Annotated in this window: 20 protein-coding genes and 2 pseudogenes; 17 read left to right on the forward strand and 5 right to left on the reverse strand. The window is 64.9% G+C overall.

Translation table 11 applies throughout. The features are described from left to right. Nucleotides 1-93 precede the first annotated feature (93 nt). The 4 genes from G6N41_RS11575 to G6N41_RS11590 all read left to right on the forward strand — a co-directional run bounded on the left by G6N41_RS11575 (nt 94) and on the right by G6N41_RS11590 (nt 2873). Entirely contained in the window at nt 94-348 is a 255-nt protein-coding gene (locus tag G6N41_RS11575) for a helix-turn-helix domain-containing protein (protein ID WP_036457029.1), read from the forward strand. Between the two features lie 138 nt (nt 349-486). Further along, nucleotides 487-588: a 30S ribosomal protein bS22 gene (locus tag G6N41_RS11580; RefSeq protein ID WP_003402602.1), complete on the forward strand. Its 102-nt coding sequence runs from the start codon at nt 487-489 to the stop codon at nt 586-588. A gap of 78 nt (nt 589-666) precedes the next feature. Then, nucleotides 667-1800, forward strand: a complete 1134-nt coding sequence (locus tag G6N41_RS11585) for an SDR family oxidoreductase (RefSeq protein WP_198967425.1) — start codon at nt 667-669, stop codon at nt 1798-1800. Continuing rightward, nucleotides 1782-2873: a lysophospholipid acyltransferase family protein gene (locus G6N41_RS11590; RefSeq protein ID WP_198967426.1), complete on the forward strand. Its 1092-nt coding sequence runs from the start codon at nt 1782-1784 to the stop codon at nt 2871-2873. The genes G6N41_RS11585 and G6N41_RS11590 overlap by 19 nt, the downstream gene beginning before the upstream one ends. A 53-nt stretch (nt 2874-2926) precedes the next feature. Here G6N41_RS11590 and G6N41_RS11595 read toward each other — a convergent pair whose 3' ends face one another. Genes G6N41_RS11595 through G6N41_RS11605 form a run of 3 tightly spaced genes read right to left on the reverse strand, consistent with a single transcriptional unit; the run spans nt 2927 to nt 5317 of the window. Further along, nucleotides 2927-3838 (reverse strand): cyclopropane mycolic acid synthase family methyltransferase, encoded by a 912-nt coding sequence (locus G6N41_RS11595; RefSeq protein WP_198967427.1) that lies wholly within the window; start codon nt 3836-3838, stop codon nt 2927-2929. Nucleotides 3839-3860: 22 nt separating this feature from the next. Further along, on the reverse strand, nt 3861-4361 hold the full coding sequence (locus G6N41_RS11600; RefSeq protein WP_020731777.1) for an FAS1-like dehydratase domain-containing protein: 501 nt from the start codon (nt 4359-4361) through the stop codon (nt 3861-3863). 44 nt (nt 4362-4405) lie between these two features. Next, complete coding sequence (locus G6N41_RS11605; protein WP_198967428.1) at nt 4406-5317, reverse strand: HAD family hydrolase; 912 nt, start codon at nt 5315-5317, stop codon at nt 4406-4408. A gap of 278 nt (nt 5318-5595) precedes the next feature. Here G6N41_RS11605 and G6N41_RS11610 point away from each other — a divergent pair. From G6N41_RS11610 to G6N41_RS11620, 3 genes and pseudogenes are all read left to right on the forward strand, one after another. Further along, nucleotides 5596-6108: pseudogene (locus tag G6N41_RS11610) on the forward strand ((2Fe-2S)-binding protein). 3 nt (nt 6109-6111) lie between these two features. Beyond that, entirely contained in the window at nt 6112-7089 is a 978-nt protein-coding gene (locus G6N41_RS11615) for an FAD binding domain-containing protein (protein WP_198967429.1), read from the forward strand. Then, on the forward strand, nt 7086-9263 hold the full coding sequence (locus G6N41_RS11620) for a xanthine dehydrogenase family protein molybdopterin-binding subunit (protein ID WP_198967430.1): 2178 nt from the start codon (nt 7086-7088) through the stop codon (nt 9261-9263). The genes G6N41_RS11615 and G6N41_RS11620 overlap by 4 nt, the downstream gene beginning before the upstream one ends. Nucleotides 9264-9302: 39 nt before the next feature. Here the strand turns inward: G6N41_RS11620 and G6N41_RS11625 are convergent, their stop codons facing one another. Both G6N41_RS11625 and G6N41_RS11630 read right to left on the reverse strand, forming a co-directional pair. Next, on the reverse strand, nt 9303-11036 hold the full coding sequence (locus G6N41_RS11625; RefSeq protein WP_198967431.1) for a PE family protein: 1734 nt from the start codon (nt 11034-11036) through the stop codon (nt 9303-9305). A 497-nt stretch (nt 11037-11533) separates the two neighbouring features. Continuing rightward, the gene (locus G6N41_RS11630) at nt 11534-12328 is read right to left on the reverse strand and encodes a hypothetical protein (protein ID WP_198967432.1); all 795 of its coding nucleotides are present in this window, start codon (nt 12326-12328) and stop codon (nt 11534-11536) included. Nucleotides 12329-12989: 661 nt separating this feature from the next. On the opposite strand from G6N41_RS11630, the gene G6N41_RS11635 reads away from it, so the two are divergent. From G6N41_RS11635 to G6N41_RS11680, 10 genes and pseudogenes are all read left to right on the forward strand, one after another. Next, a complete protein-coding gene (locus G6N41_RS11635) occupies nt 12990-13433 on the forward strand; it encodes an MmpS family transport accessory protein (protein WP_231609001.1) in 444 nt (147 codons plus the stop codon). Further along, a complete protein-coding gene (locus G6N41_RS11640) occupies nt 13430-16414 on the forward strand; it encodes an MMPL/RND family transporter (RefSeq protein WP_198967833.1) in 2985 nt (994 codons plus the stop codon). The genes G6N41_RS11635 and G6N41_RS11640 overlap by 4 nt, the downstream gene beginning before the upstream one ends. 5 nt (nt 16415-16419) lie before the next feature. Continuing rightward, nucleotides 16420-16689 carry a glutaredoxin family protein gene (locus G6N41_RS11645; protein WP_198967433.1) on the forward strand — a complete coding sequence of 90 codons (270 nt, stop codon included), beginning with the start codon at nt 16420-16422 and terminating at the stop codon, nt 16687-16689. 65 nt (nt 16690-16754) lie between these two features. Beyond that, nucleotides 16755-17628: pseudogene (locus G6N41_RS11650) on the forward strand (IS5 family transposase). A 105-nt stretch (nt 17629-17733) separates the two neighbouring features. Further along, entirely contained in the window at nt 17734-19155 is a 1422-nt protein-coding gene (locus G6N41_RS11655; protein ID WP_012392779.1) for a glutamyl-tRNA reductase, read from the forward strand. A gap of 13 nt (nt 19156-19168) precedes the next feature. After that, a complete protein-coding gene (hemC, locus tag G6N41_RS11660) occupies nt 19169-20113 on the forward strand; it encodes a hydroxymethylbilane synthase (protein ID WP_198967834.1) in 945 nt (314 codons plus the stop codon). Nucleotides 20114-20137: 24 nt separating this feature from the next. Continuing rightward, the gene (locus G6N41_RS11665; RefSeq protein ID WP_198967835.1) at nt 20138-21811 is read left to right on the forward strand and encodes a bifunctional uroporphyrinogen-III C-methyltransferase/uroporphyrinogen-III synthase; all 1674 of its coding nucleotides are present in this window, start codon (nt 20138-20140) and stop codon (nt 21809-21811) included. A gap of 39 nt (nt 21812-21850) precedes the next feature. Then, a complete protein-coding gene (hemB, locus tag G6N41_RS11670; RefSeq protein ID WP_198967434.1) occupies nt 21851-22834 on the forward strand; it encodes a porphobilinogen synthase in 984 nt (327 codons plus the stop codon). Between the two features lie 11 nt (nt 22835-22845). Next, on the forward strand, nt 22846-23382 hold the full coding sequence (locus G6N41_RS11675; protein ID WP_198967435.1) for a DUF3093 domain-containing protein: 537 nt from the start codon (nt 22846-22848) through the stop codon (nt 23380-23382). Beyond that, the gene (locus G6N41_RS11680) at nt 23379-23663 is read left to right on the forward strand and encodes a hypothetical protein (protein WP_198967436.1); all 285 of its coding nucleotides are present in this window, start codon (nt 23379-23381) and stop codon (nt 23661-23663) included. The genes G6N41_RS11675 and G6N41_RS11680 overlap by 4 nt, the downstream gene beginning before the upstream one ends. Nucleotides 23664-23710: the final 47 nt, after the last annotated feature.

The following is a 23710-nucleotide window of genomic DNA, read 5'->3' on the forward strand; positions in this document are numbered from 1 at the left end:
TAGTCCCGCTATTCTCCTCTTTGTATGCACGCGTGGGTGCCAGCGGAGGGGAAGCCGCTGGGATTGCGTGTGCCTGACACGATTGGGTTAGCGATGACGTCTACGAACGGGCCATCGGCGCGCGATTCTGCTGGTAAATCGGTACGTGATAGTTCAGGCGAAGGCCAGCAGGCCGGCAGCCAGTTCCTCACGGTGGCCGAGGTGGCTTCGCTCATGCGGGTGTCCAAAATGACCGTCTACCGGCTTGTGCACAACGGAGAGTTGCCAGCGGTTCGGGTCGGGCGGTCATTTCGGGTGCACGCCAAGGCCGTCCACGACATGCTGCAGACCTCGTATTTCGCCGGTTAGCCGAATACCGGCCGCACGCCACCAGGCTTGGCTTCGGTTGGTCAGGTGGCGCCGGTTTGGTGTTGGGTACGGCGGGCTGGGTAAAGTGACCGGGTCATTTGTTGAAGCAAGCCGGTCACAGGTCAGATAGCGGAGTTCATGGGTTCAGTAATCAAGAAGCGGCGCAAGCGCATGTCCAAGAAGAAGCACCGCAAGCTGCTGCGCCGCACCCGGGTGCAGCGCAGAAAACTTGGCAAGTAGGCCCCGACTGGTTCGGGTTGGCGGCTGCTGTCACCAGGCTGTAACGCCCATGCCTCCAACCGCGGCTAGGCTGTCGGGGTGAATTCGTCGAACGGTCAAGGGGGCGGCGCCGGAGGAATCGGTGGCGGCGGTGACAGCGTCCACCATCCCAAGGTGGTGCTGGTTACCGGTGCCTGCCGATTTCTCGGCGGCTACTTGACCGCGCGACTCGCGCAAAACCCGTTGATCAGTTCGGTCATCGCGGTGGATGCGATCGCGCCGAGCAAGAACATGCTGCGGCGCATGGGCCGAGCGGAGTTTGTGCGTGCCGACATCCGTAATCCCTTCATCGCGAAGGTGATTCGCAACGGCGATGTCGACACGGTGGTGCACGCTGCGGCGGCGTCCTACGCTCCGCGCTCCGGTGGTAGCGCGGCGTTGAAGGAACTCAACGTGATGGGCGCCATGCAGCTGTTCGCGGCGTGTCAGAAGGCACCGTCGGTGCGTCGGGTTGTGCTCAAGTCGACTTCCGAGGTGTACGGGTCCAGCCCGCACGATCCGGTGGTATTCACCGAGGACAGCAGTAGCCGTCGTCCATTTCGCGAGGGCTTTGCCAAGGACAGCCTCGACATCGAGGGTTATGCGCGCGGCCTGGGCCGGCGTCGCCCCGACATCGGAGTGACGATCCTGCGGTTGGCCAACATGATCGGCCCGGCGATGGACACCACGCTGTCGCGGTATCTGGCCGGGCCAGGGGTGCCCACCATGTTTGGCCGCGACGCGAGGTTGCAGCTGCTGCATGAGCAGGACGCCTTGGGCGCGTTGGAACGCGCGGCTCTGGCGGGCAAGGGCGGGACCTACAACATCGGTGCCGACGGCATCATCATGCTGTCCCAGGCTATCCGTCGGGCCGGCCGAATCCCGCTGCCGGTTCCGGGCTTTGGGGTGTGGGCTCTCGATTCGCTGCGACGAGCTAATCGTTACACCGAAATCAACCGCGAGCAGTTCGCGTACTTGAGTTATGGCCGCGTGATGGACACCACCAGGATGCGTTCCGAACTCGGCTACCAGCCCAAGTGGTCGACGGCGGAGGCCTTTGACGACTACGTTCGCGGCCGCGGCTTGACTCCCATAATCGACCCGCATCGGGTACGCTTCTGGGAGGGTCGCGCCATAGCGGTAGCGCAGCGCTGGGGTAGCCGAAATCCAATTCCATGGGGTGGGGTCAGGTAGATATCGTGGCGGGTAATACCAGAGCGAATGTCATTCCCCTGAAAGCCAATCGGGGTCGTGTGGCGGCGCGTCGTCGCGCCGATCAACGGGCAGACGCGTCTCGTCAACATCCCTCATTGCTGTCCGATCCGGGCGGCCGCGCATCGGCCGAGCAGATCGCCGCTGTCGTCCGCGAAATCGACGAACACCGGCGTGTCGCGGGTGGGAGTTCGACTGCCGAACCGCCGCTGAACGAGCTTGCGCAGCGCGTCGCCGCGGTCGCGGGTTTTCTCCGTCAGCGCCTGATCGGTGACTACAGCGTTGATGAATTCGGTTTTGACCCACACTTCAACGACGCGATCGTTCGGCCTTTGCTGAGGTTCTTTTTCAAGTCTTGGTTCCGGGTTGAAGTCAGCGGTGTGGAGAACATCCCCAGCGAAGGCGCCGCACTGTTGGTGGCCAACCACGCAGGGGTGCTGCCGTTCGACGGGTTGATGCTGTCGGTGGCGGTGCACGATGAGCATCCGGCGCAGCGGGATCTGCGGTTGCTGGCCGCCGACATGGTGTTCGATCTGCCAGTGGTCGGTGAAGCCGCCCGTAAAGCGGGGCACACGATGGCCTGCACGACCGACGCGCACCGCCTGCTGGCCTCCGGCGAACTGACTGCCGTTTTTCCCGAGGGTTACAAGGGACTGGGCAAGCATTTCTCTGATCGCTACCGGTTGCAGAGGTTCGGCCGCGGCGGCTTCGTATCGGCAGCGTTGCGAACCAAGGCGCCGATTGTTCCGTGTTCGATCATCGGCTCCGAAGAGATCTACCCGATGCTCACCGACGTCAAGTTGCTGGCGCGGCTGTTCGGCTTGCCGTACTTCCCGGTCACCCCGTTGTTCCCGTTGGCGGGTCCGGCCGGGCTGGTGCCGCTGCCGTCGAAGTGGCGCATCGCATTCGGCGAACCGATCTACACCGCCGACTACGGGTCCGGTGACGCCGAGGATCCGATGGTCACCTTCGAGTTGACCGCCCAGGTCCGTGAGACGATCCAGCAAACGTTGTACCGGTTGCTGGCCGGGCGGCGCAACGTCTTCTTCGGCTGACCTCGCGCGGCAACGTCACCGACGCTGCACCGCTACCTTGGTGGGCGGGCCAGCTACTTGACCATCGTGAACTGGCAAACGTCGGTGTAGTGGTCGCGGAACAGGTCCGAGCAGCCCGTCAGGTAGCGCATATAGATGTCGTAGATCTCTTGGCCCTGCAGTTCAATGGCCTTTTCCTGGTTGGCCTGCAGCGCCTGGGCCCAAGAGTTCAGTGTCGGAACGTAATTCGACCCAATCCGGTGATACCGCTCAACCTTGGAACCCGCCCTCGACGAATACTCATCGATCTGCGGAATCTGGGGTAGCCGCCCGCCGGGGAAGATCTCGGTCAGGATGAACTTGATGAAGCGCATCAGGCTCATCGGCGCCGTCAAACCAAGTTCCTTGGCTTCTTTGGCGTCGGGCACGATGATCGTGTGCAGCAGCATCCTGCCGTCATCGGGCAGCACGTTGTAGCACATCTTGAAGAAGCGGTCATACCGCTCCCAGCTAGCGTCACCGGCGCCGTCGGCAAAGTGTTCGAAGGCACCCAGCGACACGATGCGGTCGACCGGTTCGTCGAATTGTTCCCAGCCCTGCAGCCGCACCTCTTTGCGCCGAGGGCTGTCCATGTCAGCGAACTTGCGCTCGTCGTTGGCAAGTTGATTCTCACTGAGCGTCAAGCCGATGACGTTGACGTCGTACTCCTCGATCGCGTGGCGCATGGTCGAGCCCCAGCCGCAGCCGATGTCGAGCAGCGTCATGCCGGGCTCGAGGTTGAGCTTGTCCAGTGAAAGTTTGCGCTTGGCGTACTGAGCCTGTTCCAGCGTCATGTCGGGACGCTCGAAGTAGGCACAGCTGTAGGTCATCGATGAATCGAGGAAAAGCTTGAAGAACTCGTTTGAGCGGTCGTAGTGCGATTGGACCGCCTCGACGGGTGGCGAGAGCTGGTCCGGAAGAGAAGGTTGGTCGCCCCTTTTCCCCATCAACCGGACCCTACTGGCCCTCCTAGATGGATGCAATCGCCGCCACAGCGGCATCCGCTTCGGCCTCGTGATGGGCCGCTTCGCCCAACATCGTGACCACACTCGTCACCACCGGCTTGCCCTCGTCGTCGGTGACCTCGCTGCGGATTTCGGCTATCACCGTCCCGTGAGACTCCAGGACAGAGTCGAGATAGGTGTGGAAGTACAGCTTGTCGCCGGTCACGATGGGCCGGTAGAAGCGGAACTTCTGGTCCCGATGGAAGACCCGGGCGATGTTGATCGGAATATCGAATTTATTGAAGATCTCCAGCTGCACCCGACGCCCTGCAATTGCCAGGAAGGTCAACGGGGCGACCAGCTCGGGGTAACCCAACTCGGCTGCGGCTGCCTCATCGGAGTGCGATGGGTGCTCGTCTTGGATCGCGGTTGCGAATTCCCGGATCTTCTCGCGGCCGACCACGAAGTAGTCCGGTGCCTGGTAGTGCTTGCCGATGAGTCCTGCGGCTTCTGGGGGGACTGTCATGCCCTTTGCTCTCTGCTCGAATATATGCTCAGCGGCGCAGCCTATCAGCGTGATTGCCGTCGAGACGCCAGAGCTGCCAACGCGCCGCCCGCCGCGCCCAGCGCAAGGGCCGAAGGCACCCCAATCCGGGCGGCTTTACGAGCGGTGCGGAAGTCCCGGATTTCCCATCCTCGTTCGCGGGCCAAGCTACGTAACCGGGCTTCGGGGTTGATGGCGACTGCGGTGCCCACCAGCGACAGCATTGGCACGTCGTTGTAGCTATCCGAATATGCGGTGCAGCGTTTGAGGTTCAGACCCTCCCGGATCGCCAGCGAGCGCACCGCATGAGCCTTGCCGGTGCCGTGCAGGATCTCACCGACCAGCCGTCCGGTGAACACCCCGTCGACGGACTCCGCAACGGTTCCCAGTGCGCCGGTCAGCCCCAGCCGGCGGGCGATGGTCGCGGCGAGCTCGTAGGGCGTGGCCGTGATCAGCCACACCTGCTGGCCGGCATCAAGATGCATCTGGGCAAGCTCACGGGTGCCAGGCCAGATCTTGTCCGCGATGATCTCGTCATAGATCTCCTCGCCGAGGTTCAGCAGTTCCTCGACCGAGCGGCCTTCGATGAAGGCGAGTGCTTTGCGGCGGCCGGCGGCGACGTCTTCGCTGTTTTCGGTGCCGATCAGCTGGAACTTGGCCTGGGCATAGGCGAAGCCCAGCACGTCGCGGTAGGTGAAGTAGTGTCGGGCGGCCAGGCCCCGGCCGAAGTGCACCGCAGACGAGCCCTGCACCAGGGTGTTGTCCACGTCGAAGAATGCGGCGGCGGTCAGATCGACCGGCGGCTGCGGGTCAGCGGCCGAGCCTTCGGTGGGGATCGGCATATCCGCTAGCGCTCGGGTGGCGCTGGCATTCTCGGCCAGCGACTCCAGGTCAAAATGACTGCCGCCGCTCGAGCTGCCCAGGTCAGAGGAAGCCATCAGAAACCTCCCGGAATCGCGGTACCGGCCGATGACTTGCTGCGGCCGATCTCAACCCTATCCGGCAACGGTTGGCAACCGTCCGAGCTACCTGGGGGACAGCTAACGCTGGCCGGTAAACAGTGCGGCGGATAGCCGAGATTTCGATCTGGCGATGCGCACCGATCTACCCGTTCTAGAGTAAATCCGTGGATGACGGACTCGGGTTACGAGTCAACCGCCGGACGTTCGTGGGTACCTCCGTTGCGGTGGGGGGCGCCGTCGCGGCTGTCACTGCCATCCCCGGATCCGAACGCGTCCACCAGGGCGATGGCCACACCGCTGTGGTGCGCCTTCAGATCAATGGTGAGCATCGGGAGATCGCCGTCGATAACCGCACCAGCTTGCTGGACATGCTGCGGGAGCGAGCGGGGCTGCTGGGAACGAAGAAGGGCTGCGATCAGGGCGCATGCGGGTCGTGCACGGTGCTGGTTGACGGTCGCCGCATCAACTCCTGCCTGGCTCTGGCGGTCATGCACGACGGCGCATAGATCACCACGATCGAGGGGCTAACCGGTTCGGCCGGCCCGGACGGCCGGCTGCATCCGCTGCAGCAAGCCTTCATCGATGAGGACGCGTTGCAGTGCGGGTACTGCACCCCCGGGCAGATCATGTCCGGCGTCGCGTGTATCGCCGAAGGTCACGTGGGTTCACCCGCGGAAATACGCGAGTGGATGAGTGGCAATCTCTGTCGGTGCGGTGCCTACCCGAACATCGTCAAAGCCGTCGCATCGGTGGCTCGAGACGACTAATCCGTGTTTCCGTTTCGCTACAGCAAGGCCTCCGACGAGCAGTCCGCGTTGCGGGCAGCCGCGGCCGGTGGCCGCTACATAGCCGGCGGTACCACTCTGGTCGACCTGATGCGTGAGACGGTCGAACGTCCCGATTCGTTGGTGGATATCAATGCGCTGCCCTACCAGTCGATCGACGTGGCGCCCGGAGTGATCCGTGTTGGATCCCTGGTGCGAATGTCGGATCTGGCGGCTCATCCCGTTGTCCGGCAACAAGTTCCGATGGTCAGCCAAGCCATGGAGCTCAGCGCTTCGGCGCAGTTGCGCAATATGGCATCGATCGGCGGCAATCTGTTGCAGCGCCCGAGGTGCCTGTATTTCCGCGACGTCTCGGCCGCATGTAACCGATGTGGTCCCGATGCCGGCTGTGCGGCCATCGAGGGCCGCAACCGAACGCACGCAATCTTCGGCACCAGCCAACACTGTTGCGCAACCCATCCCTCCGAACTCGCGGTGGCATTGGTGGCACTAGACGCCGTTGTGCTGACTCGCCAGATCGCTGGACATCGGAGGTTTGGGCTCGCGGAGTTATATCGCCAACCGGGTGACTCTCCGTACCGGGAACACAACCTGCACCCGGGTGAGCTGCTGGTCGCCATCGAGATTCCGGTCGGGCCCCAGCTGCACCGGTCCGGATATCTCAAGGTACGCGACCGTGAGTCGTACCAGTTCGCACTGGTGTCTGCAGCCGTGGCACTCGACATCGCCGCCGGCACCATACGCACCGCGAGGGTAGCCGCCGGCGGGGTGGGCACCGTGCCGTGGCGCCTGCCGGCGGTCGAAGCCGCGCTTCGGGGCCGCCCACCGGATGCGGATCTGTTCCGCCGCGCCGCCGCGCTCTCGGCCATTGGGGCAAAACCCTTGAGCGAGAACCGCTTCAAGGTAGAGCTGCTCAAGCGTGTCGTCGAAAAGCAGCTGGCGGTCGTGGCGGCAATGCCATGACCCACGCCTTCTCCGCCGCCGGAGGCATCAGTGGCCAGCCGATCAACCGGGTGGACGGCCCGCTGAAGGTGACCGGAAAAGCCCGCTACGCGGCCGACCACCCGATTCCCGGGTTGGTGTATGCGGCGTTGGTCTGCAGCACGGTGGCGCGCGGTGCCGTCGACCACATCGCCACCGGAGCTGCCCTGCGCCAGCCTTGCGTGCTTGCGGTGCTCACCGATTTCACCGGGGTGCGTCTGCCCTTCAACACCGGCCAGGTCTTCTTCTTTGGACAGCCGATCGCCGTGGTGGTCGCCACCACCCATGAGGCTGCGGCGCACGCGGTATCGCTGGTCGACGTCAGCTACTCAACGTGGCCGCAGCTAACCGACATCGATGCGCCGCAGGCAGTCAGCTATCCAGGCCGACTCATCGCCGACTACGTTCGCGGCACCCCCGATCAGGTGATGGTCCGCGCTGCGGTGATCAGCGACCTCAATTTCAGCATCGCCCGCAACAACCACAACGCGGTGGAATTGCCCGCCACCGTCGCCAAATGGGATGGCGACCGGCTCACACTCTGGGACAAGGTCCAACACATCAACGGAGCGCGGCGGTCCTATGCCCTGGCATTCGGGATCTCCGAAGAGCGGGTGCGGCTGATCTCGCCATTTGTTGGTGGCGCGTTCGGTAGCGCCGGCCGCATGTGGCCGCATCAACTGCTGACCGCGTTCGCCGCGCGCCGAATGCAGCTGCCGGTCAAGCTGGTGCTGACGCGAAAACAGATGTACAGCTCGGTCGGTTTCCGGCCCACCAGCCGCCAACGCATGGCGATCGGCGCAGACCACTCCGGGCGCCTGATGGCGATGATCCACGAAGGGCGCACGGAAACCGCGCAGTACGGCATCTATGAAGACGGAATCGTACGCAGCCCGCAGCTGATGTACCAGGTCCCCAACATGAGTTCGACATACCGCGTGGTGCCACTCGATATCAACCTGCCGTGGTTCATGCGGGGACCCGGTGCGGTCACCGGAACGTATGCGCTCGAGTCCACCATGGACGATCTCGCGCACCGCCTGGGCATCGACCCCATCGAGTTGCGCTTGCGCAACGAACCTCGAATCGACCAGATCAACGGCTTGCCCTTTTCCACCAGGCGGCTGGTCGATTGCATCAAGCAGGGCTCCACCGACTTCGGCTGGCACCGCCGAAACAGCACCCCCGGAGCCAACCGCGACGGCGATTCCTTTGTCGGTATCGGGATGGCGACCGCGGCGTATTTCACCTATCGCAGTAAGTGCGCGGCAATCGCAAGGATCTCGGCGGACGGCACTGCCGAGGTGTGCAGCGCCGCCAGCGACATGGGACCGGGGACCTACACCTCGATGACCCAGATTGCCGCGGATGCGCTGGGCCTGCCGTTGCAGCGGGTGCGATTCTCGCTTGGCGACAGCCGCTTCCCGCCGGCGCCGGCGCACTCGGCCTCGCGGACTACGGCAAGCGTGGGCTCGGCTGTGTTCACTGGCGCAAATATGCTGCGCGACAAGTTCATTCGTGCGGCCGTGACTGACCCGCAATCGCCGCTGGCAGGCCTGCGCCCGGAAGACGTGCTGGTAACCAACGACCACATGTTTTCCACGGTCGCCACGGACGGGCCGGCGCGGGGCGAGTCGTATCAGGATCTGCTGCGCAGGCGTGGCTGGCCAGCCCTGGAATCCGAACAGACGTGGACACCCGATGATGCCGACAAGCGATACTCCACCTACGCCTACGGAGCCGTATTCGCCGAAGTCGCCATCGATGCGTTGCTGCCCACGGTGCGGATCCGCCGCATCTACGCCTGCTACGACGCGGGCCGGGTGATCAATCCCAAACTCGCGCACAGCCAGGCAATCGGAGGCATGATCGGCGGAATAGGCATGGCTCTGTTGGAAGGGACCGAGTTGGATTACCGAGACGGTCGCGTCGTCAACGCGAACATCTCGGATTACCTGGTCCCGGTCAACGCCGACGTTGCGGCGCTGGACGCAAGTTTTCTGCCCGCACAGGACAGCATCGCCGACCCGATCGGGGTGAAGGGACTCGGCGAGTTGGTGATCATCGCGGTGCCCGCGGCGATCGCCAATGCGGTATTCAATGCCACCGGAAAACGGGTCACCGACTTGCCGATCAGGGTCGAGCAGCTGCTCTGATCCGGGCGGGCGAGCCCGCGCGCGATTGGTTACCGAGCGCTACCCGTGCGCGCCGGGCGCACCGAACAGCAGCCCGCCGGAGCCGCCGGCGCCGCCGGTGCCACCGGACCCGCCGGTCCCGCCGTCGCCAATCACCTGGGCATCACCACCGTCGCCGCCACCGCCGCTGGCGCCGGAGTGCCTGCCACTACCACCGGTGCCGCCGTGCCCGCCGTTGCCGTATAGCCACCCGCCGGTCCCGCCGCTGCCGCCATCGCCGCCGGCCCCACCGCTGCCTATGGGGCGACCGTGACCATTCCCGCCGGTCCCGCCGCCGCCAGCGCCGCCGTGGCCGATCAGCAGGCCGCCGTTCGCGCCGGCGCCGCCGGCCCCGCCTGCCCCGCCGTCCCCGCCAGCGCTGGCGGCCCCACCGGAGCTGTCGCCACCTTCACCGCCTGCACCGCCGTCGCCGCCTGCGCCGCCGTTGCCCAACAGCCACCCGCTGGCCCCGCCAACGGCGCCCTGGCCGCCTCGTCCGCCGACACCGGCGAATCCGTCTGCTGCGCCGCCGTCACCGCCGTTGCCGCCGTCGCCGCCCGCCCCGCCGTCACCCAACAGCCACCCGCCGGTCCCGCCGACAGCGCCCGCGCCGCCGTCGCCGCCCCCGCTCCCGAACGCGCCGCCGAGGTGGCCGCCGCCACCTTGCCCGCCGTCGCCGCCGGTCCCGCCGTCGCCCACGAGCCACCCTCCGGACCCGCCGACGGCGCCGGTGCCCCCGGCGCCACCAGCACTGAGGGAGCCGTCAAACCCGCGGTCACCGTCGCCGCCCTGTCCGCCGGCTCCTCCGGCCCCGACGTTGCCGAGCAGCCCGGTAGCGCCGCCGCTGCCGCCGCTACCGCCGACTCCGCCGTCCACGCCGCCCTCGGAGCTACCAACGACCCCGCCGGCCCCGCCGATACCGCCGGCTCCACCGTTTCCGTAGAGCCAGCCACCGTGCCCGCCGGCGCCGGCGGGCCCTCCTGCCCCAGCGGTCGAGGCGAAGTTTTCCCCTCCGCCCTGCCCGCCGTTGCCGCCGGCGCCGCCTTGGCCAAATAGCCCAGTGCCACCGCCGAGACCACCGCTACCCCCGTGACCGCTGGGAGCGCCGATGGTGCCGCTGCCACCGACGCCGCCGATTCCACCGGAGCCGCCGGAGCCGTATAGCCAGCCTCCGGTTCCGCCGGCCCCGCCATCGCCTCCGACCGCGCCGGAACCGGTGGTCGGGCTGTAGCCGGTTCCGCCGGCGCCGCCGTTGCCGATGAGTCCGGCCGCCCCGCCGTTGCCACCGTCGGGGTTCGCCGCGGTGCCGGTTCCGGCGGCGCCGCCGTTGCCCAACAGCAGTCCACCGTCGCCGCCGTCCTGTCCAGGGGCACCGGCGGCGCCGTCACCGATCAGGGGGCGGCCCAACAGGGCTTGGGTGGGGGAGTTGAGCACGCCGAGCAGTTGTTCTTCGATGCCCTGTAGCTGGTTGGTGTTGGCGGCCTCGGCGGCCGCATAGGAGCTCCCACTGGCGGTCAACGCCTGCACGAACCGTTGGTGCGCCCCGGCCATCTGGGCGCTCAGGGCTTGATAATCCAGGGCGTGGCCGGAAAACACCGCCGCCAGTGCGGCTGAGACGTCGTCCGCGCCGGCGGCCGGCACGCCGGTGATCGTGGCGGCGGCGGCCCGGTTGGCGATCTGCAGCGTCGAGCCGAGATCCGCCAAGTCCGTAGCTGCGCCCGCCAGCAATTCCGGGGCCGCGATCAGATATGACATCGTTTCCTTCGGGCCCGTCAATATCGGATGGGCACTGTATCGCTGATTAATAGTGGTAGATGGCAATAACCTATCGGTGCTGGTCGCGAATTTTCGGCGTTCGGCCGATTCCACTAGCCGCGTGACCGTAGGTGGCGGGTCGCCCGGTCTGGACACCGGGGAGTGTCCTGGCGCCCGTCGGCGTCGTCACCGATATGGCTGTGCCGGTAGAGGCTCACGCAAAATGCGCGATGCGAAGATCGCTTTCCCTGATATGTCTCGATTCCGTATGTCCGAGACGATCATGCCAAGACGTGAAAGCGTGATTCCAGAACTTCGGTGCCGAAAAAACTTCGGGACCTGCCATTCAGTGGAAGAGGTCGGCCGACGGGAAACTGCTTTTTGGTCCGGCATATTTTTGCGGCACCGATAGGAGTCCGATGGGCTCCGTCGCTCGCTCGCTGGCGGGTGGTCGTTCTATCATGCACTTTCGTATCGCCGATAGAAATAGATCGGCATCAATTTTCTGATGACTGAGGCGAATAAAAAGACCCGATGAGATCGAGCGCATCGATTTCGGTCAACAGCAGGCTCAGGATTGCGGATCGGGCATGGTCGTTGTCGCGATTCTGCCCCCACGTGGCGCGTGTCTCCACCGCCATCATGAATGCTTCGCGAGCGATGTCAGGGATGTCTCGCGGCAGCCGGGTGAGGTCCGCGGCATGGGTGAAGCAACTCCCGGGGTAGGGGCTGACGCATTGCTTGAGCATCTTCAGAAGCGTCTTCACGGCGAGATTGTTGGTTTCGGGCTCGTCGTCCGCAAAGCATGCCCGCCGCCAGTTATGCATCTCCGCGAGCAGCAGTACAGCGCGTTCCTGTCGAAGTTGTTCGACGACGGTTTGCATCGGCGCGGCGGCAGCAAACGGTGCCGGGTTGATATGGAACTCTCCGCATTGAGCGACTTCGTACGTTATCGCCAGTGGTCGACCGCCGATTTTTGATGACCGGTCGAATTCTGTGCGCCACACGAGGTCAAACCCAATTCCGATGGCGGTGCGCTCGGTGAGGTCTTTGACGATGCGGTTGAGTTCCCCCAGCGTCTCCCCGCGTGGCGCATCGTCTCGGGCGAGGCACACGATATTCAGGTCGCTCCATCCGGGTATTACATCGTCTTTAGCCAGTGAGCCACAGATGGCAATGGAGTCCAGAAAACCGAGGCTAATTGCCGCTGCCAAGAAATCGTCGGCCGCCGCGCGGTAGCATGACTTTGGTGCCCACCTGGTGATTACTCGATGGTCGGTCGATACACGCATCGCTGTTGTGCCTTTCGCCCAATTGAGTTGCGACCGATGACCCCGGATTTTTTAGGGTTGGCCGAGCGCCCTGTCGCAGACGCTGAACAGTGTGTTCTACAAGCGTTGAATCGTCAACCTTGCCCCCGAATCATTGCGCTCCCTAATTCATCCGGCGGTGACATCCGATGGCTAATTCACGGACCGCTGAAATACGCGTGGAACGCGTTGTGGGGCAGTGCGGGCCATCGATAGCGGCTGGGGCTGCTGCGAATCCGATGCCGCTTCCGGCGCAGTGCTTGGAGCGACGGTTGATAGCCCCGTCGAGGCATTTTGGGGCCTAGCGCGAAGCGCCGATGGCTGGGGAAGTGCCACCTGGACGTGACGGCCGCCGCAAGCCGGGCCGGCAGACAGCGGTTGCCATCGGGCAAGCCGTTGGGTTGCACCTAAATCCCGCGCGCGAGGTGCCGCGTGCGGAAATCCGAAATGCTTCAGCAGGTCGCCATTAGCGTCTACGCTAGTTAGCGCAACGAGATATCTGATAGCGACGCATATGGAGAATATTGGGCGGTACAGGCCCGCGTGATGGGCGGTCTCAGCCGAGCCCCTTTTTAAGGGTCCAGCCGTGGCCGGTGTTTTTGGTCGCGCGGGCGATTTTGTGACCCGGTGGCGGAACACGAGGGTGAGGATGATTCCGGTTACCAGCGTTGTGAGACGAATGTGGCTGCTGCTTGCTGTCATGGGCGTGGCCCTTGTCGCCGGGCTTGGTATTTACCGGCTCCATCGCGTTTTCGGTGTTCATGAGCAACCCGTTGTCCAGGCGGCAGCGGATACCGATGTTCCGCAGTTCAATCCGAAGTACGTCACCTACGAGGTCTACGGCCCCGCCCCGAGCGCACGGATCGCTTACCTTGACCCCGACGCCCACGTGCGCCAACTGTCAGACGTGCCCCTGCCGTGGTCGCAAACCGTCTCGACCTCGCTGCCCGCGGTCAGCGTGAACCTCTTGGCGCAGAGCAATGCCGAAGAACTCAGCTGCCGAATTCTGGTCAACGGAGCCGTCAAGGACCAGCGATCGGTGAACAGACCCAAAGCCCTCACCTTCTGTCAGGTGACATCCGCATGAGCGACGGGCACACCGCACCGGCGTCAAAGCCTCCGTTTGTGCCACGGACAATCCGCCGGTTTGCGGTGCTGGTGCTGTTGTTGTGGCTGGCCTACACCGCCATCGTCAACCTCGCCGTTCCGCAGTTGGAGGTGGTGGGGAAGGCGCATTCGGTATCGATGAGTCCCAGCGACGCCGAGTCCATTCAGGCGATCAGACATGTCGGTCAGGTGTTTGGTGAGTTTGACTCCGACAATGCGGTCACGATCGTGCTGGAAAGCGACCAGAAACTCGGCGACGAGGCGCACCATTTTTATAGCGAGCTGATGAAGAGGCTCAAGGCCGATCCCCGCCACGTCGCGCACATCCAAGATTTTTGGGGCGACCCGTTGACGGCGGCCGGATCGCAAAGCGCGGACGACAAAGCGGCCTATGTCGTGGTGTACATCGTCGGCAAGAACGAGACGGAGGCCTACGCCTCGGTCCATGCGGTGCGCCATATCGTGGACAACACTCCGGCGCCACCGGGCCTCAAGGCCTATGTGACCGGGCCGTCGGCCCTCAATGCAGATCAGGCCGAGGCTGGGGACAAAAGTATCGCCAAAGTGACCGCGATAACCAGCGTGGTGATCGCGGTGATGCTGCTTTTTATCTACCGTTCCGTGGTCACCGCATTTCTCGTGCTGATCATGGTGGGAATTGACCTCGGTGCAATTCGCGGAACCATCGCTTTTCTCGCCAACCACAACATTTTCAATCTCTCCACCTTTGCGACCAATCTGCTGGTGCTCCTGGCCATCGCGGCCAGCACCGACTACGCGATATTCATGCTCGGGCGCTATCACGAAGCGCGCTATGCCGGCGAGGACCGAGAAACCGCCTTCTACACGATGTTCCACGGGACCGTGCACGTGATCCTGGGCTCCGGTTTGACCATTGCCGGCGCGATGTACTGCCTCAGCTTCGCCCGGCTCCCATATTTTCAAACGCTCGCCGCGCCATGCGCTATCGGCATGCTCGTCGCCGTCTTTGCGGCGCTCACGCTGGGACCCGCCGTGATGGCGGTCGGTAGCGCCTTCAAGCTTTTCGACCCCAAACGCCGCGTCAACACGCGGCGCTGGCGCCGGGTCGGAACCGCGATTGTGCGCTGGCCTGGACCGGTTCTGGCGGCAACCTGCCTGGTCGCCTCTATCGGCCTGCTTGCCCTGCCCAGTTACAAGACAACGTATGACCTGCGCAAATTCATGCCATCAAGCATGCCGTCCAATGTCGGGGCCGCGGCCGCCGGCCGGCACTTTTCACGGGCTCGGCTGAACCCCGAGGTGCTGATGGTCGAAACCAATCACGACATGCGTAATCCGGTCGACATGCTGGTGTTGGACAAAGTTGCCAAGAACATCTACCACAGTCCAGGAATCGAACAAGTCAAATCGATCACCCGGCCATTGGGTACGACCATCAAGCACACTTCGATACCGTTCATCATCAGCATGCAGGGCGTTTCCAGCACCGAGAACATGCAGTTCATGAAAGCGCGAATGGATGACATGTTGATCCAGGTGCAGGCGATGAACGTCACCATCGACACCATGTATCAGCTCATGGGCGAGGTTATCGACAACACCGTCGACATGGATCATCTCACGCATGACATGTCGAATATCACCGACGGTTTACGGGATCGCCTAGCGAATTTCGAAGATTTCTTCCGTCCTATTCGCAGCTACTTCTACTGGGAAAAGCATTGCTTCGATGTCCCGTTGTGCTGGTCGATAAGGCAGATATTCGACATGTTCGACAGCGTCGATCAGCTGAGTGAAAAGCTGGAATATCTGGTCAAAGACATGGACATGCTGATCACGCTGCTACCCAAGATGCGTGCGCAGATTCCGCCGATGATCAACACCATGACGATCATGCGCGACATGCTGCTCGTCTGGCACGGCACACTGCAGTCGTTCTACGAGCAACAGGACTCGGGCAGCAAGGATCCCGGCGCAATGGGGCGGGTGTTCGACGCGGCCGAAATCGATGATTCGTTCTATCTGCCGGAGTCGGCTTTCAAGAATCCGGATTTCCAACGTGGTCTGAAGATGTTCCTGTCCAAGGACGGCAAGGCGGCGCGGTTCATCATCGCGCTCGACGGCGACCCCGCGACGTCAGCGGGCATCTCGCGCGTCGCGTCGATCAACCAGGAGGCGCGCGAGGCGATCAAGGGCACCCCGTTGCAGGGTGCGGCGATCTATTTGGGCGGCACCGCGGCGACGTTCAAGGACATCAGCGAGGGTGCGACCTTCGATTTGCTGATTGCCGGCGTGGCCGCGATCAGCTTGATCGTGATCATCATGATGCTGATCACCCGAAGCGTGGTGGCCGCCGCGGTGATCGTCGGGACCGTGCTGCTTTCCATGGGGTCTTCGTTCGGCCTATCCGTGCTGGTCTGGGAGGACATCCTCGGCATTGAGCTGTACTGGATGGTGCTGGCGATGTCGGTGATCCTGCTGCTGGCGGTGGGATCGGACTACAACCTGCTGCTGATCTCCCGGCTCAAAGAGGAGATCGGCGCCGGCCTCAATACCGGGATCATTCGTGCCATGGCCGGTACCGGAGGCGTGGTGACAGCCGCCGGAATGGTGTTTGCTGTGACGATGTCGCTGTTCGTGTTCAGTGACTTGCGGATCATCGGGCAGATCGGCACCACCATCGGATTGGGCCTGCTGTTCGACACGCTGATCGTGCGCTCGTTCATGACGCCGTCCATCGCGGCGTTGCTGGGCCGTTGGTTCTGGTGGCCGCAACTCGTTCGCCCGCGCCCGGCCAGCCAAATGCTGCGGCCGTCGGGACCCCGCAGTCTGGTTCGTGCGCTCTTGCTGTCGCCGGAGAACAAGTCGCCAGAGGGCCATCGCCTTCCCGAACCTGGTGCCCCGGGCACGCCGAACAGCAGCGATGTCACCGTCGCCGGACGTGCGCCAATTCAGCCGTCAGGTGAGCTGCCACACTGATACCCATGACACAGCCAACACATCGCCGGCAGGTGGAGCTATTGACCCGCGATGGTTGCGCGATCTGCTTGCGAGTGCACGCGCAGTTGGCCGAGTTGGCCGGTGAGCTCGACTTTGGCCTGGTCAGCACCGATGTCGACGTCGCCGCGTCGGCCGGCAACGCACAATTGCGGGCCGAGTTCGGCGACCGGCTGCCGGTGATTCTGCTGGATGGGCGCGAGCACAGCTACTGGGAAGTCGACGAACCCCGGCTGCGGGCTGACCTGGCCAGCTGAGGAGCCCATACCCGTCTAGGGCGTGTCTGCTTAATGTGAATGGTGTTTTGGCTGATGCTGTTTGGGTGATGCGGATGCATGCGATTTCTGATGATTTGTGGTCGCTGATCGTGGCGGTGTTGCCTGCGGGGCGGCGGCGTGGCCGGCCGTGGAACGATCATCGACGTACTCTGGAGGGCATTATCTGGCGTTACCGTACGGGATCTCCGTGGTGTGACCTGCCCGAGCACTTCGGTCCCTGGCAATCGGTGGCCGAGAGGCATCTACGCTGGTCGGTCGATGGCATCTACGCGCGGATCTTCGCGGCGATCGCCTCTGACCTCGACGCCGAGGACGCCGACCTGGGCGCACTGTTGTCGGTCGATTCGACCAGTGTGCGCGCCCACCGACACGCAGCCGGAGCGCGCTCCGGGCGCCGCACAGGGGGATCTGTCGAATTACAAGAAATATCTCGATGAGCCCGATGACCACGCCATTGGGCGTTCCCGCGGCGGGCTGACTACCAAGATCCACGCCTTGACCGACCAGCTGTGCAGTCCGGTCACCCTGGCACTGTCGGCCGGTCAAGCCGGTGATAATCCGATGCTTTGGCCATTGCTGGCCGCCCGGTGCAGCAACTCATACGCCCCGTTTCGCCTGCTGGCGGACAAGGCGTACTCCTATGACTCGACGCGGGCACAGCTGCGCCGGCTCAAGATCGCCCATACCATCCCCGAGCGCAGCGACCAGATCACCCGCCGCAAAGCCAAAGGCCGCAACAGAGGACGGCCTCCGGGGTTCTCAGGCCGAATCTACAAGCACCGTAACACCGTCGAGCGAAGCTTCAACCGGCTCAAACACTGGCGCGCGGTCGCCACCTGCTACGACAAATACGCCCTGACCTACCTCGGCGGTGTCACCCTGGCCGCCATCATCACCTACCACCGCGTCCGCAATTAGCAGACAGGACCTAGTCGATTATTTGGTAGCCCAACTACCAAGCGTCTACCGTAGAGAGCAGTTCACTTTCTCGAGACGCAAGGGAGCGGGCCAGGTGATGCTGCCGTGAGCATCTTGCTCTTCGGGGTTTCGCACCGTAGTGCGCCGGTCTCCGTCCTGGAACAACTCAGCATCGACGAGTCCGAGCAAGTCAAAATCGTCGACCGGGTGCTGCAGTCGCCGCTGGTCACCGAGGCCATGGTGCTGTCGACGTGCAACCGCGTCGAGGTATACGCCGTTGTCGAGGCGTTCCACGGCGGTTTGTCGGCGATTGGACAGGTGCTCTCCGATCACTCCGGTATGTCGATGGGGGAGCTGACCAAACACGCTTACGTGCGCTATAGCGAGGCGGCCGTCGAGCACCTGTTCGCGGTGGCCAGCGGACTGGATTCGGCGGTGGTCGGCGAGCAGCAGGTGCTCGGCCAGGTGCGCCGTTCGTACTCCGCCGCCGAGGCCAACCGCACCGTCGGCCGGGTGCTGCACGAGCTGGCCCAGCGCGCGCTGTCGGTGGGCAAACGGGTGCACTCGGAGACCTCGATCGACGCCGCGGGTGCCTCGGTGGTGTCGGTCGCGCTGGGCATAGCCGAACGCAAGCTGGGCGGTTTGGGCGCCAAGACCGCCGTGGTCATCGGAGCGGGGTCGATGGGGGCGCTCTCCAGCGCACATCTGACCCGGGCCGGCATCGGCAAAGTCCACGTGCTGAACCGTTCGCTGGCCCGTGCACAGCGGCTGGCCGGCAAGATCAGGCAGTCGGGCGTGCTCGCCGAAGCCCGGACACTGGACCGGCTGGCCGAAGTGCTGACCGACGCAGATGTGGTGGTCAGTTGCACCGGGGCGGTGGCTCCGGTGGTTTCCCTGGCCGACGTGCACCACGCGCTGGCCACCGCACGCCGCGACGAGACGACCCGGCCCCTGGTCATCTGTGATCTGGGGATGCCCCGCGATGTCGACCCGGCCGTGGCCGGGCTGCCCGGTGTCTGGCTGATCGACGTGGAGCGGGTGCAACGCGAACCGTCGGCCCATGCCGCTTCCGCCGACGTTGCTGCGGCCCGCCACATTGTCGCGGCCGAAGTCGCCGGCTATCTGGCGGGGCAGCGGATGGCCGAAGTCACTCCGACCGTTACGGCGCTGCGCCAGCGTGCCGCGGACGTGGTCGAGGCGGAATTGTTGCGCCTGGACAACCGGCTGCCGGGGCTGGACAGCGCCGAACGCGACGAGGTGGCCCGCACGGTGCGACGGGTGGTCGACAAGCTGCTGCACGCGCCGACGGTGCGGATCAAACAACTGGCCAGTGCCCCTGGTGGCGACAGCTATGCCGAGGCATTGCGCGAGCTGTTCCAACTGGACCAGACCGCTGTCGACGCCGTAGCGACCGCCGGCGAATTGCCCGTCTTTTCAAGCGGATTGGATGCCGGAGCCGGCCCGCAGGGCGCTGATGGCCCGTCGGCCGGCCCGACCCCGTCTGCCCCCAACCCTTCCGCCGAGTAGCTGATTGGCGCACGTGATCCGGATAGGCACCCGGGGCAGCCTGCTGGCCACCACCCAGGCTGCGACCGTTAGAGACGCTCTCATCGCCAATGGCCATGCCGCCGAGCTGGTCACCATAAGCACGCTCGGCGATCGATCCTCGGCGCCGATCGAAACTCTCGGTGTGGGGGTTTTCACCACCGCGCTGCGCGAGGCTATCGAGGACGGCCGCGTCGACGCCGCTGTGCACTCGCACAAAGATTTGCCAACCGCCCAGGACCCCAGGTTCACCATTGCGGCCATTCCGCCACGACAGGACCCCCGCGACGCAGTTGTCGCCCGCGACGGGCTGGTGCTCGGGGGATTGCCGGTCGGTTCGCTGGTGGGAACCTCGTCGCCGCGGCGGGCCGCGCAGCTTAGAGCATTGGGTCTCGGTTTGGAAATCCGCCCCCTAAGAGGCAACCTAGATACCAGGTTGAACAGGGTAAGTAATGGTGATCTTGACGCCATCGTGGTGGCTCGGGCCGGGCTGGCCCGGCTGGGCCGTCTCGACGACGTCACCGAGACGCTGGAGCCGGTACAGATGTTGCCAGCGCCTGCTCAAGGTGCGCTCGCGATCGAATGTCGAGCCGGCGATAGTCGGCTGACAACAGTGTTGGCGGAGTTGGACGACGCCGACACGCGGGCAGCGGTCACCGCCGAGCGAGCCCTGCTCGCCGAACTGGAGGCTGGTTGCTCCGCGCCGGTGGGTGCGATCGCTGAGGTGGTCGAGTCCATCGACGAGGAGGGACGGGTTTTCGAAGAGCTGTCGCTACGCGGCTGCGTGGCGGCACTGGACGGATCCGACGTGATCCGCGCGTCCGGAATCGGCACTTCCGGTCGGGCACGGGAGCTTGGGCTCGCCGTTGCCGCGGAGCTGTTCGAGCTGGGCGCTCGAGAGCTGATGTGGGGAGAGGGCAATTCCCCGCAAGGAAGTTGAGTGAGTGACTTGGGAGCGACAATGATGACGCGAGGGCGCAAGCCGAGGCCGGGCCGCATTACTTATGTGGGCTCTGGCCCAGGTGACCCGGGTCTGTTGACCACACGGGCCGCCGCGGTACTGGCGAACGCCGCCCTGGTGTTCACGGACCCCGATGTGCCTGAATCGGTGCTGGCACTGATCGGTAACGATCTGCCGCCCGTCTCCGGGCCGGCGCCCGCGACTGCAGTGGCCGACAATGCTGACGCTGCGTCCGGCGGCCCCGCGGAGGGTGAGTCCGACCAGGCGGTCTCGGCGGTGGTCTCTAGTGGTCCGGACATCCGCCCGGCGCTGGGTGATCCCACCGAAGTTGCCAAAACGCTGACCGCCGAAGCCCGTTCGGGCGCCGACGTGGTGCGTTTGGTGGCCGGTGACCCGATGTCGGTGGACGCGGTGATCGCCGAGTTCAACGCCATTACCCGCAGCCACCTGCAGATCGAGATCCTGCCCGGTCTGGCGGCAACCAGCGCGGTCCCGACCTATGCGGGACTGCCCCTGGGCTCCGCGCACACGGTTGCCGACGTGCGTGGCGACGTGGACTGGGAGGCGCTGGCCGCCGCACCGGGTCCGCTGATCCTGCAGGCCACCGCGTCACATCTGGCTGACGCGGCCCGCACGCTGGTTGAGCACGAGCTGGCGGACACAACGCCGTGCGTGGTGACCGCGCACGGAACCACCTGCCAACAGCGCTCGGTGGAAACCACCCTGCAGGGGCTGACCGATCCGGCCATCCTGGGCGGAACTGACCCTGCCGGCCCGCTGACCGGGCCGCTGGTGGTGACCATCGGCAAGACCGTGAGCAATCGCGCCAAGCTGAACTGGTGGGAGAGCCGGGCACTGTACGGCTGGACCGTGTTGGTACCCCGAACCAAAGACCAGGCCGGCGAAATGAGCGAGCGGCTGACGTCCTACGGTGCCCTGCCGGTCGAGGTGCCGACGATCGCCGTCGAACCGCCGCGCAGCCCGGCGCAGATGGAACGCGCGGTTAAAGGCCTCGTCGACGGCCGGTTCCAATGGGTCGTGTTCACCTCCACCAACGCCGTGCGCGCGGTGTGGGAGAAGTTCGGCGAGTTCGGCCTGGACGCCCGGGCGTTCTCCGGAGTGAAGATCGCCTGTGTGGGCGAGTCGACTGCCGATCGGGTTCGCGCTTTCGGGATCAGCCCGGAGCTGGTCCCGGCCGGGGAACAGTCCTCGCTGGGCCTGCTGGACGAATTCCCGCCCTACGACAGCATTTTCGATCCGGTCAACCGGGTGTTGCTGCCGCGCGCTGACATCGCCACCGAGACGCTGGCCGAGGGGCTGCGCGAGCGTGGCTGGGAGATCGAGGACGTGACGGCCTACCGCACGGTGCGGGCCGCTCCGCCGCCGGCGGCCACCCGCGAGATGATCAAGACGGGCGGTTTCGACGCGGTCTGCTTCACCTCGAGTTCTACGGTGCGCAATCTGGTCGGTATCGCCGGTAAGCCGCACGCGCGGACCATCATCGCCTGCATCGGACCCAAGACCGCCGAAACGGCCGCCGAGTTCGGGCTCCGGGTGGATGTCCAACCCGAGACCGCCGCGGTGGGCCCGCTGGTGGACGCGCTGGCCGAGCACGCCGCCCGGCTGCGCGCCGAAGGAGCCCTGCCCCCGCCTCGCAAGAAGAGTCGCCGGCGCTAGTGGTGCACGCGGAGGGATGCTAGTGGCGGGCCGCCACTGATGGGCGCCTACCCGCGGCAGCGGCCGCGCCGGCTCCGTTCGACCGCGGCGATGCGCCGCTTGGTAGCGCAAACCTCCTTGGAGCCAAGGCATTTGGTGCTGCCGATGTTCGTCGCCGACGGTATCGAAGAACCGCGCCCGATCGCGTCGATGCCGGGGGTGATGCAACACACCCGCGATTCGCTGCGCAGCGCCGCCGCGGACGCCGTTTCCGCCGGAGTGGGCGGCCTGATGTTGTTCGGGGTGCCCCGTGACACGTCGAAGGACCCAGTCGGCTCGGCCGGTACCGATCCTGACGGCATTCTCAACGCGGCCCTGCGCGACTTGGCCAAGGATCTCGGGGACGCGACGGTGCTGATGGCCGAAACCTGCCTGGACGAGTTCACCGACCACGGGCACTGCGGGGTGCTCGATGACCGGGGCCGTGTCGACAACGACGCGACCGTGGCCCGCTACGTTGAATTGGCGGTCGCGCAGGCGCAGGCCGGCGCCCATGTGGTGGGACCGAGCGGGATGATGGACGGCCAGGTGGGTGCGATCCGCGACGGGCTGGACGAGGCCGGCTACGCCGACGTGGTGATTTTGGCCTACGCGGCCAAGTTCGCCTCGGCGTTCTATGGCCCCTTCCGAGAAGCGGTGAGCTGCAGCCTGTCCGGGGATCGGCGCACCTACCAGCAGGAACCGGGCAACATGCGGGAGGCGCTGCGCGAGTTCGAGCTGGATCTGGACGAAGGTGCCGACATCGTGATGATCAAACCCGCTTTGGGGTATCTGGACGTCGTCGCCGCGGCCGCAGACATTTCCCCGGTGCCGGTGGCCGCCTATCAGGTCTCGGGGGAGTACGCGATGATTTGTGCGGCGGCGGCCAACAGCTGGATCGACCAGCGGGCCGCGGCCCTGGAGTCGCTGACCAGCATCCGGCGTGCCGGGGCCGATATCGTGCTCACCTATTGGGCCGCCGATGCAGCGAGTTGGCTGTCGTGACGGAGGCTCACATGACATCAGCGGGGGAACCCAAGACGTTGTTCTACGAATCCGGCGCCTCTTGGTATTGGCTGCTGGCCGGCCCGTTCTCGGCGCTGTCGTTGATCTTGATCGAGAAGTCCACCGGTGCCGGCATCCAGTTGATCACCCCAGTGATCTTCCTGGTCCTGGTGTCGGTATTCGTCGGCATTCAGGTGAAGGCGGCGCGAATCCACACCTCGGTGGAGCTGACCGAAGAATCCCTACGTCAGGGCACCGAGACCATCCTGGTGTCCGAAATCGTGAGGGTGTTCCCCGAACCCGAGAACTCCGTCGCATCTGGAAAGTCGCTGGCCAAGTGGCAGTCGGGGCGGGCGCTTGGTGAGTTGGTCGGGGTACCACGCGGCCGGGTCGGCATCGGCATCAAGCTCACCGGCGGACGCACCGCGCAGGCCTGGGCGCGTCGGCATCGCCATCTGCGTGCGGCGCTGACTCCATTGGTGCAGGAACGAGTCGGGCCTACCCAGGTCGACCGCGACACTGGCGACGACGCCGAGACGGCACTGTGAACCCCCGCAACCGGGCCGTGATTGAGCTGGCTCTGGCCCTCGTCGCGGTGTGGGCCACCGCGGCGAGCTGGCTACAGACCACCTCAACGGTGGCGGTCGCTCCCGTTACCGCAGGTCAATCCGTCACGACGTCGGTGATCTATCACCCGCAGCAATTGGTGCTGACCCTGGCCCTGGCGACCCTGGCGGGGGTGCTCGCGGTCGTGGGAGTCTGCCGGTTGCGGCGGGCGCGACAATCGCCCAGTGCGCCTGCCGACAACAGCTCGGATCTCGCGCGCTAAGCGGTTTTTCGGACCAGCGACAACATCAGCTGACGGTGAATGCTGTT

The organism is Mycobacterium shottsii (assembly GCF_010728525.1).
Taxonomy (GTDB): Bacteria; Actinomycetota; Actinomycetes; order Mycobacteriales; family Mycobacteriaceae; genus Mycobacterium; species Mycobacterium marinum.

Bases quoted from the DNA above. Each gene is read 5' to 3' on its own strand.
- G6N41_RS11600 (WP_020731777.1), bottom strand. From the start codon at position 4,361: ATGACAGTCCCCCCAGAAGCCGCAGGACTCATCGGCAAGCACTACCAG.
- G6N41_RS11595 (WP_198967427.1), bottom strand. From the start codon at position 3,838: ATGGGGAAAAGGGGCGACCAACCTTCTCTTCCGGACCAGCTCTCGCCA.
- hemB (WP_198967434.1), top strand. From the start codon at position 21,851: ATGGGCGCCTACCCGCGGCAGCGGCCGCGCCGGCTCCGTTCGACCGCG.
- G6N41_RS11590 (WP_198967426.1), top strand. From the start codon at position 1,782: ATGGGGTGGGGTCAGGTAGATATCGTGGCGGGTAATACCAGAGCGAAT.
- G6N41_RS11580 (WP_003402602.1), top strand. From the start codon at position 487: ATGGGTTCAGTAATCAAGAAGCGGCGCAAGCGCATGTCCAAGAAGAAG.
- G6N41_RS11620 (WP_198967430.1), top strand. From the start codon at position 7,086: ATGACCCACGCCTTCTCCGCCGCCGGAGGCATCAGTGGCCAGCCGATC.
- G6N41_RS11605 (WP_198967428.1), bottom strand. From the start codon at position 5,317: ATGGCTTCCTCTGACCTGGGCAGCTCGAGCGGCGGCAGTCATTTTGAC.
- G6N41_RS11640 (WP_198967833.1), top strand. From the start codon at position 13,430: ATGAGCGACGGGCACACCGCACCGGCGTCAAAGCCTCCGTTTGTGCCA.
- G6N41_RS11675 (WP_198967435.1), top strand. From the start codon at position 22,846: ATGACATCAGCGGGGGAACCCAAGACGTTGTTCTACGAATCCGGCGCC.
- G6N41_RS11645 (WP_198967433.1), top strand. From the start codon at position 16,420: ATGACACAGCCAACACATCGCCGGCAGGTGGAGCTATTGACCCGCGAT.
- G6N41_RS11575 (WP_036457029.1), top strand. From the start codon at position 94: ATGACGTCTACGAACGGGCCATCGGCGCGCGATTCTGCTGGTAAATCG.
- G6N41_RS11625 (WP_198967431.1), bottom strand. From the start codon at position 11,036: ATGTCATATCTGATCGCGGCCCCGGAATTGCTGGCGGGCGCAGCTACG.
- G6N41_RS11630 (WP_198967432.1), bottom strand. From the start codon at position 12,328: ATGCGTGTATCGACCGACCATCGAGTAATCACCAGGTGGGCACCAAAG.
- G6N41_RS11665 (WP_198967835.1), top strand. From the start codon at position 20,138: ATGACGCGAGGGCGCAAGCCGAGGCCGGGCCGCATTACTTATGTGGGC.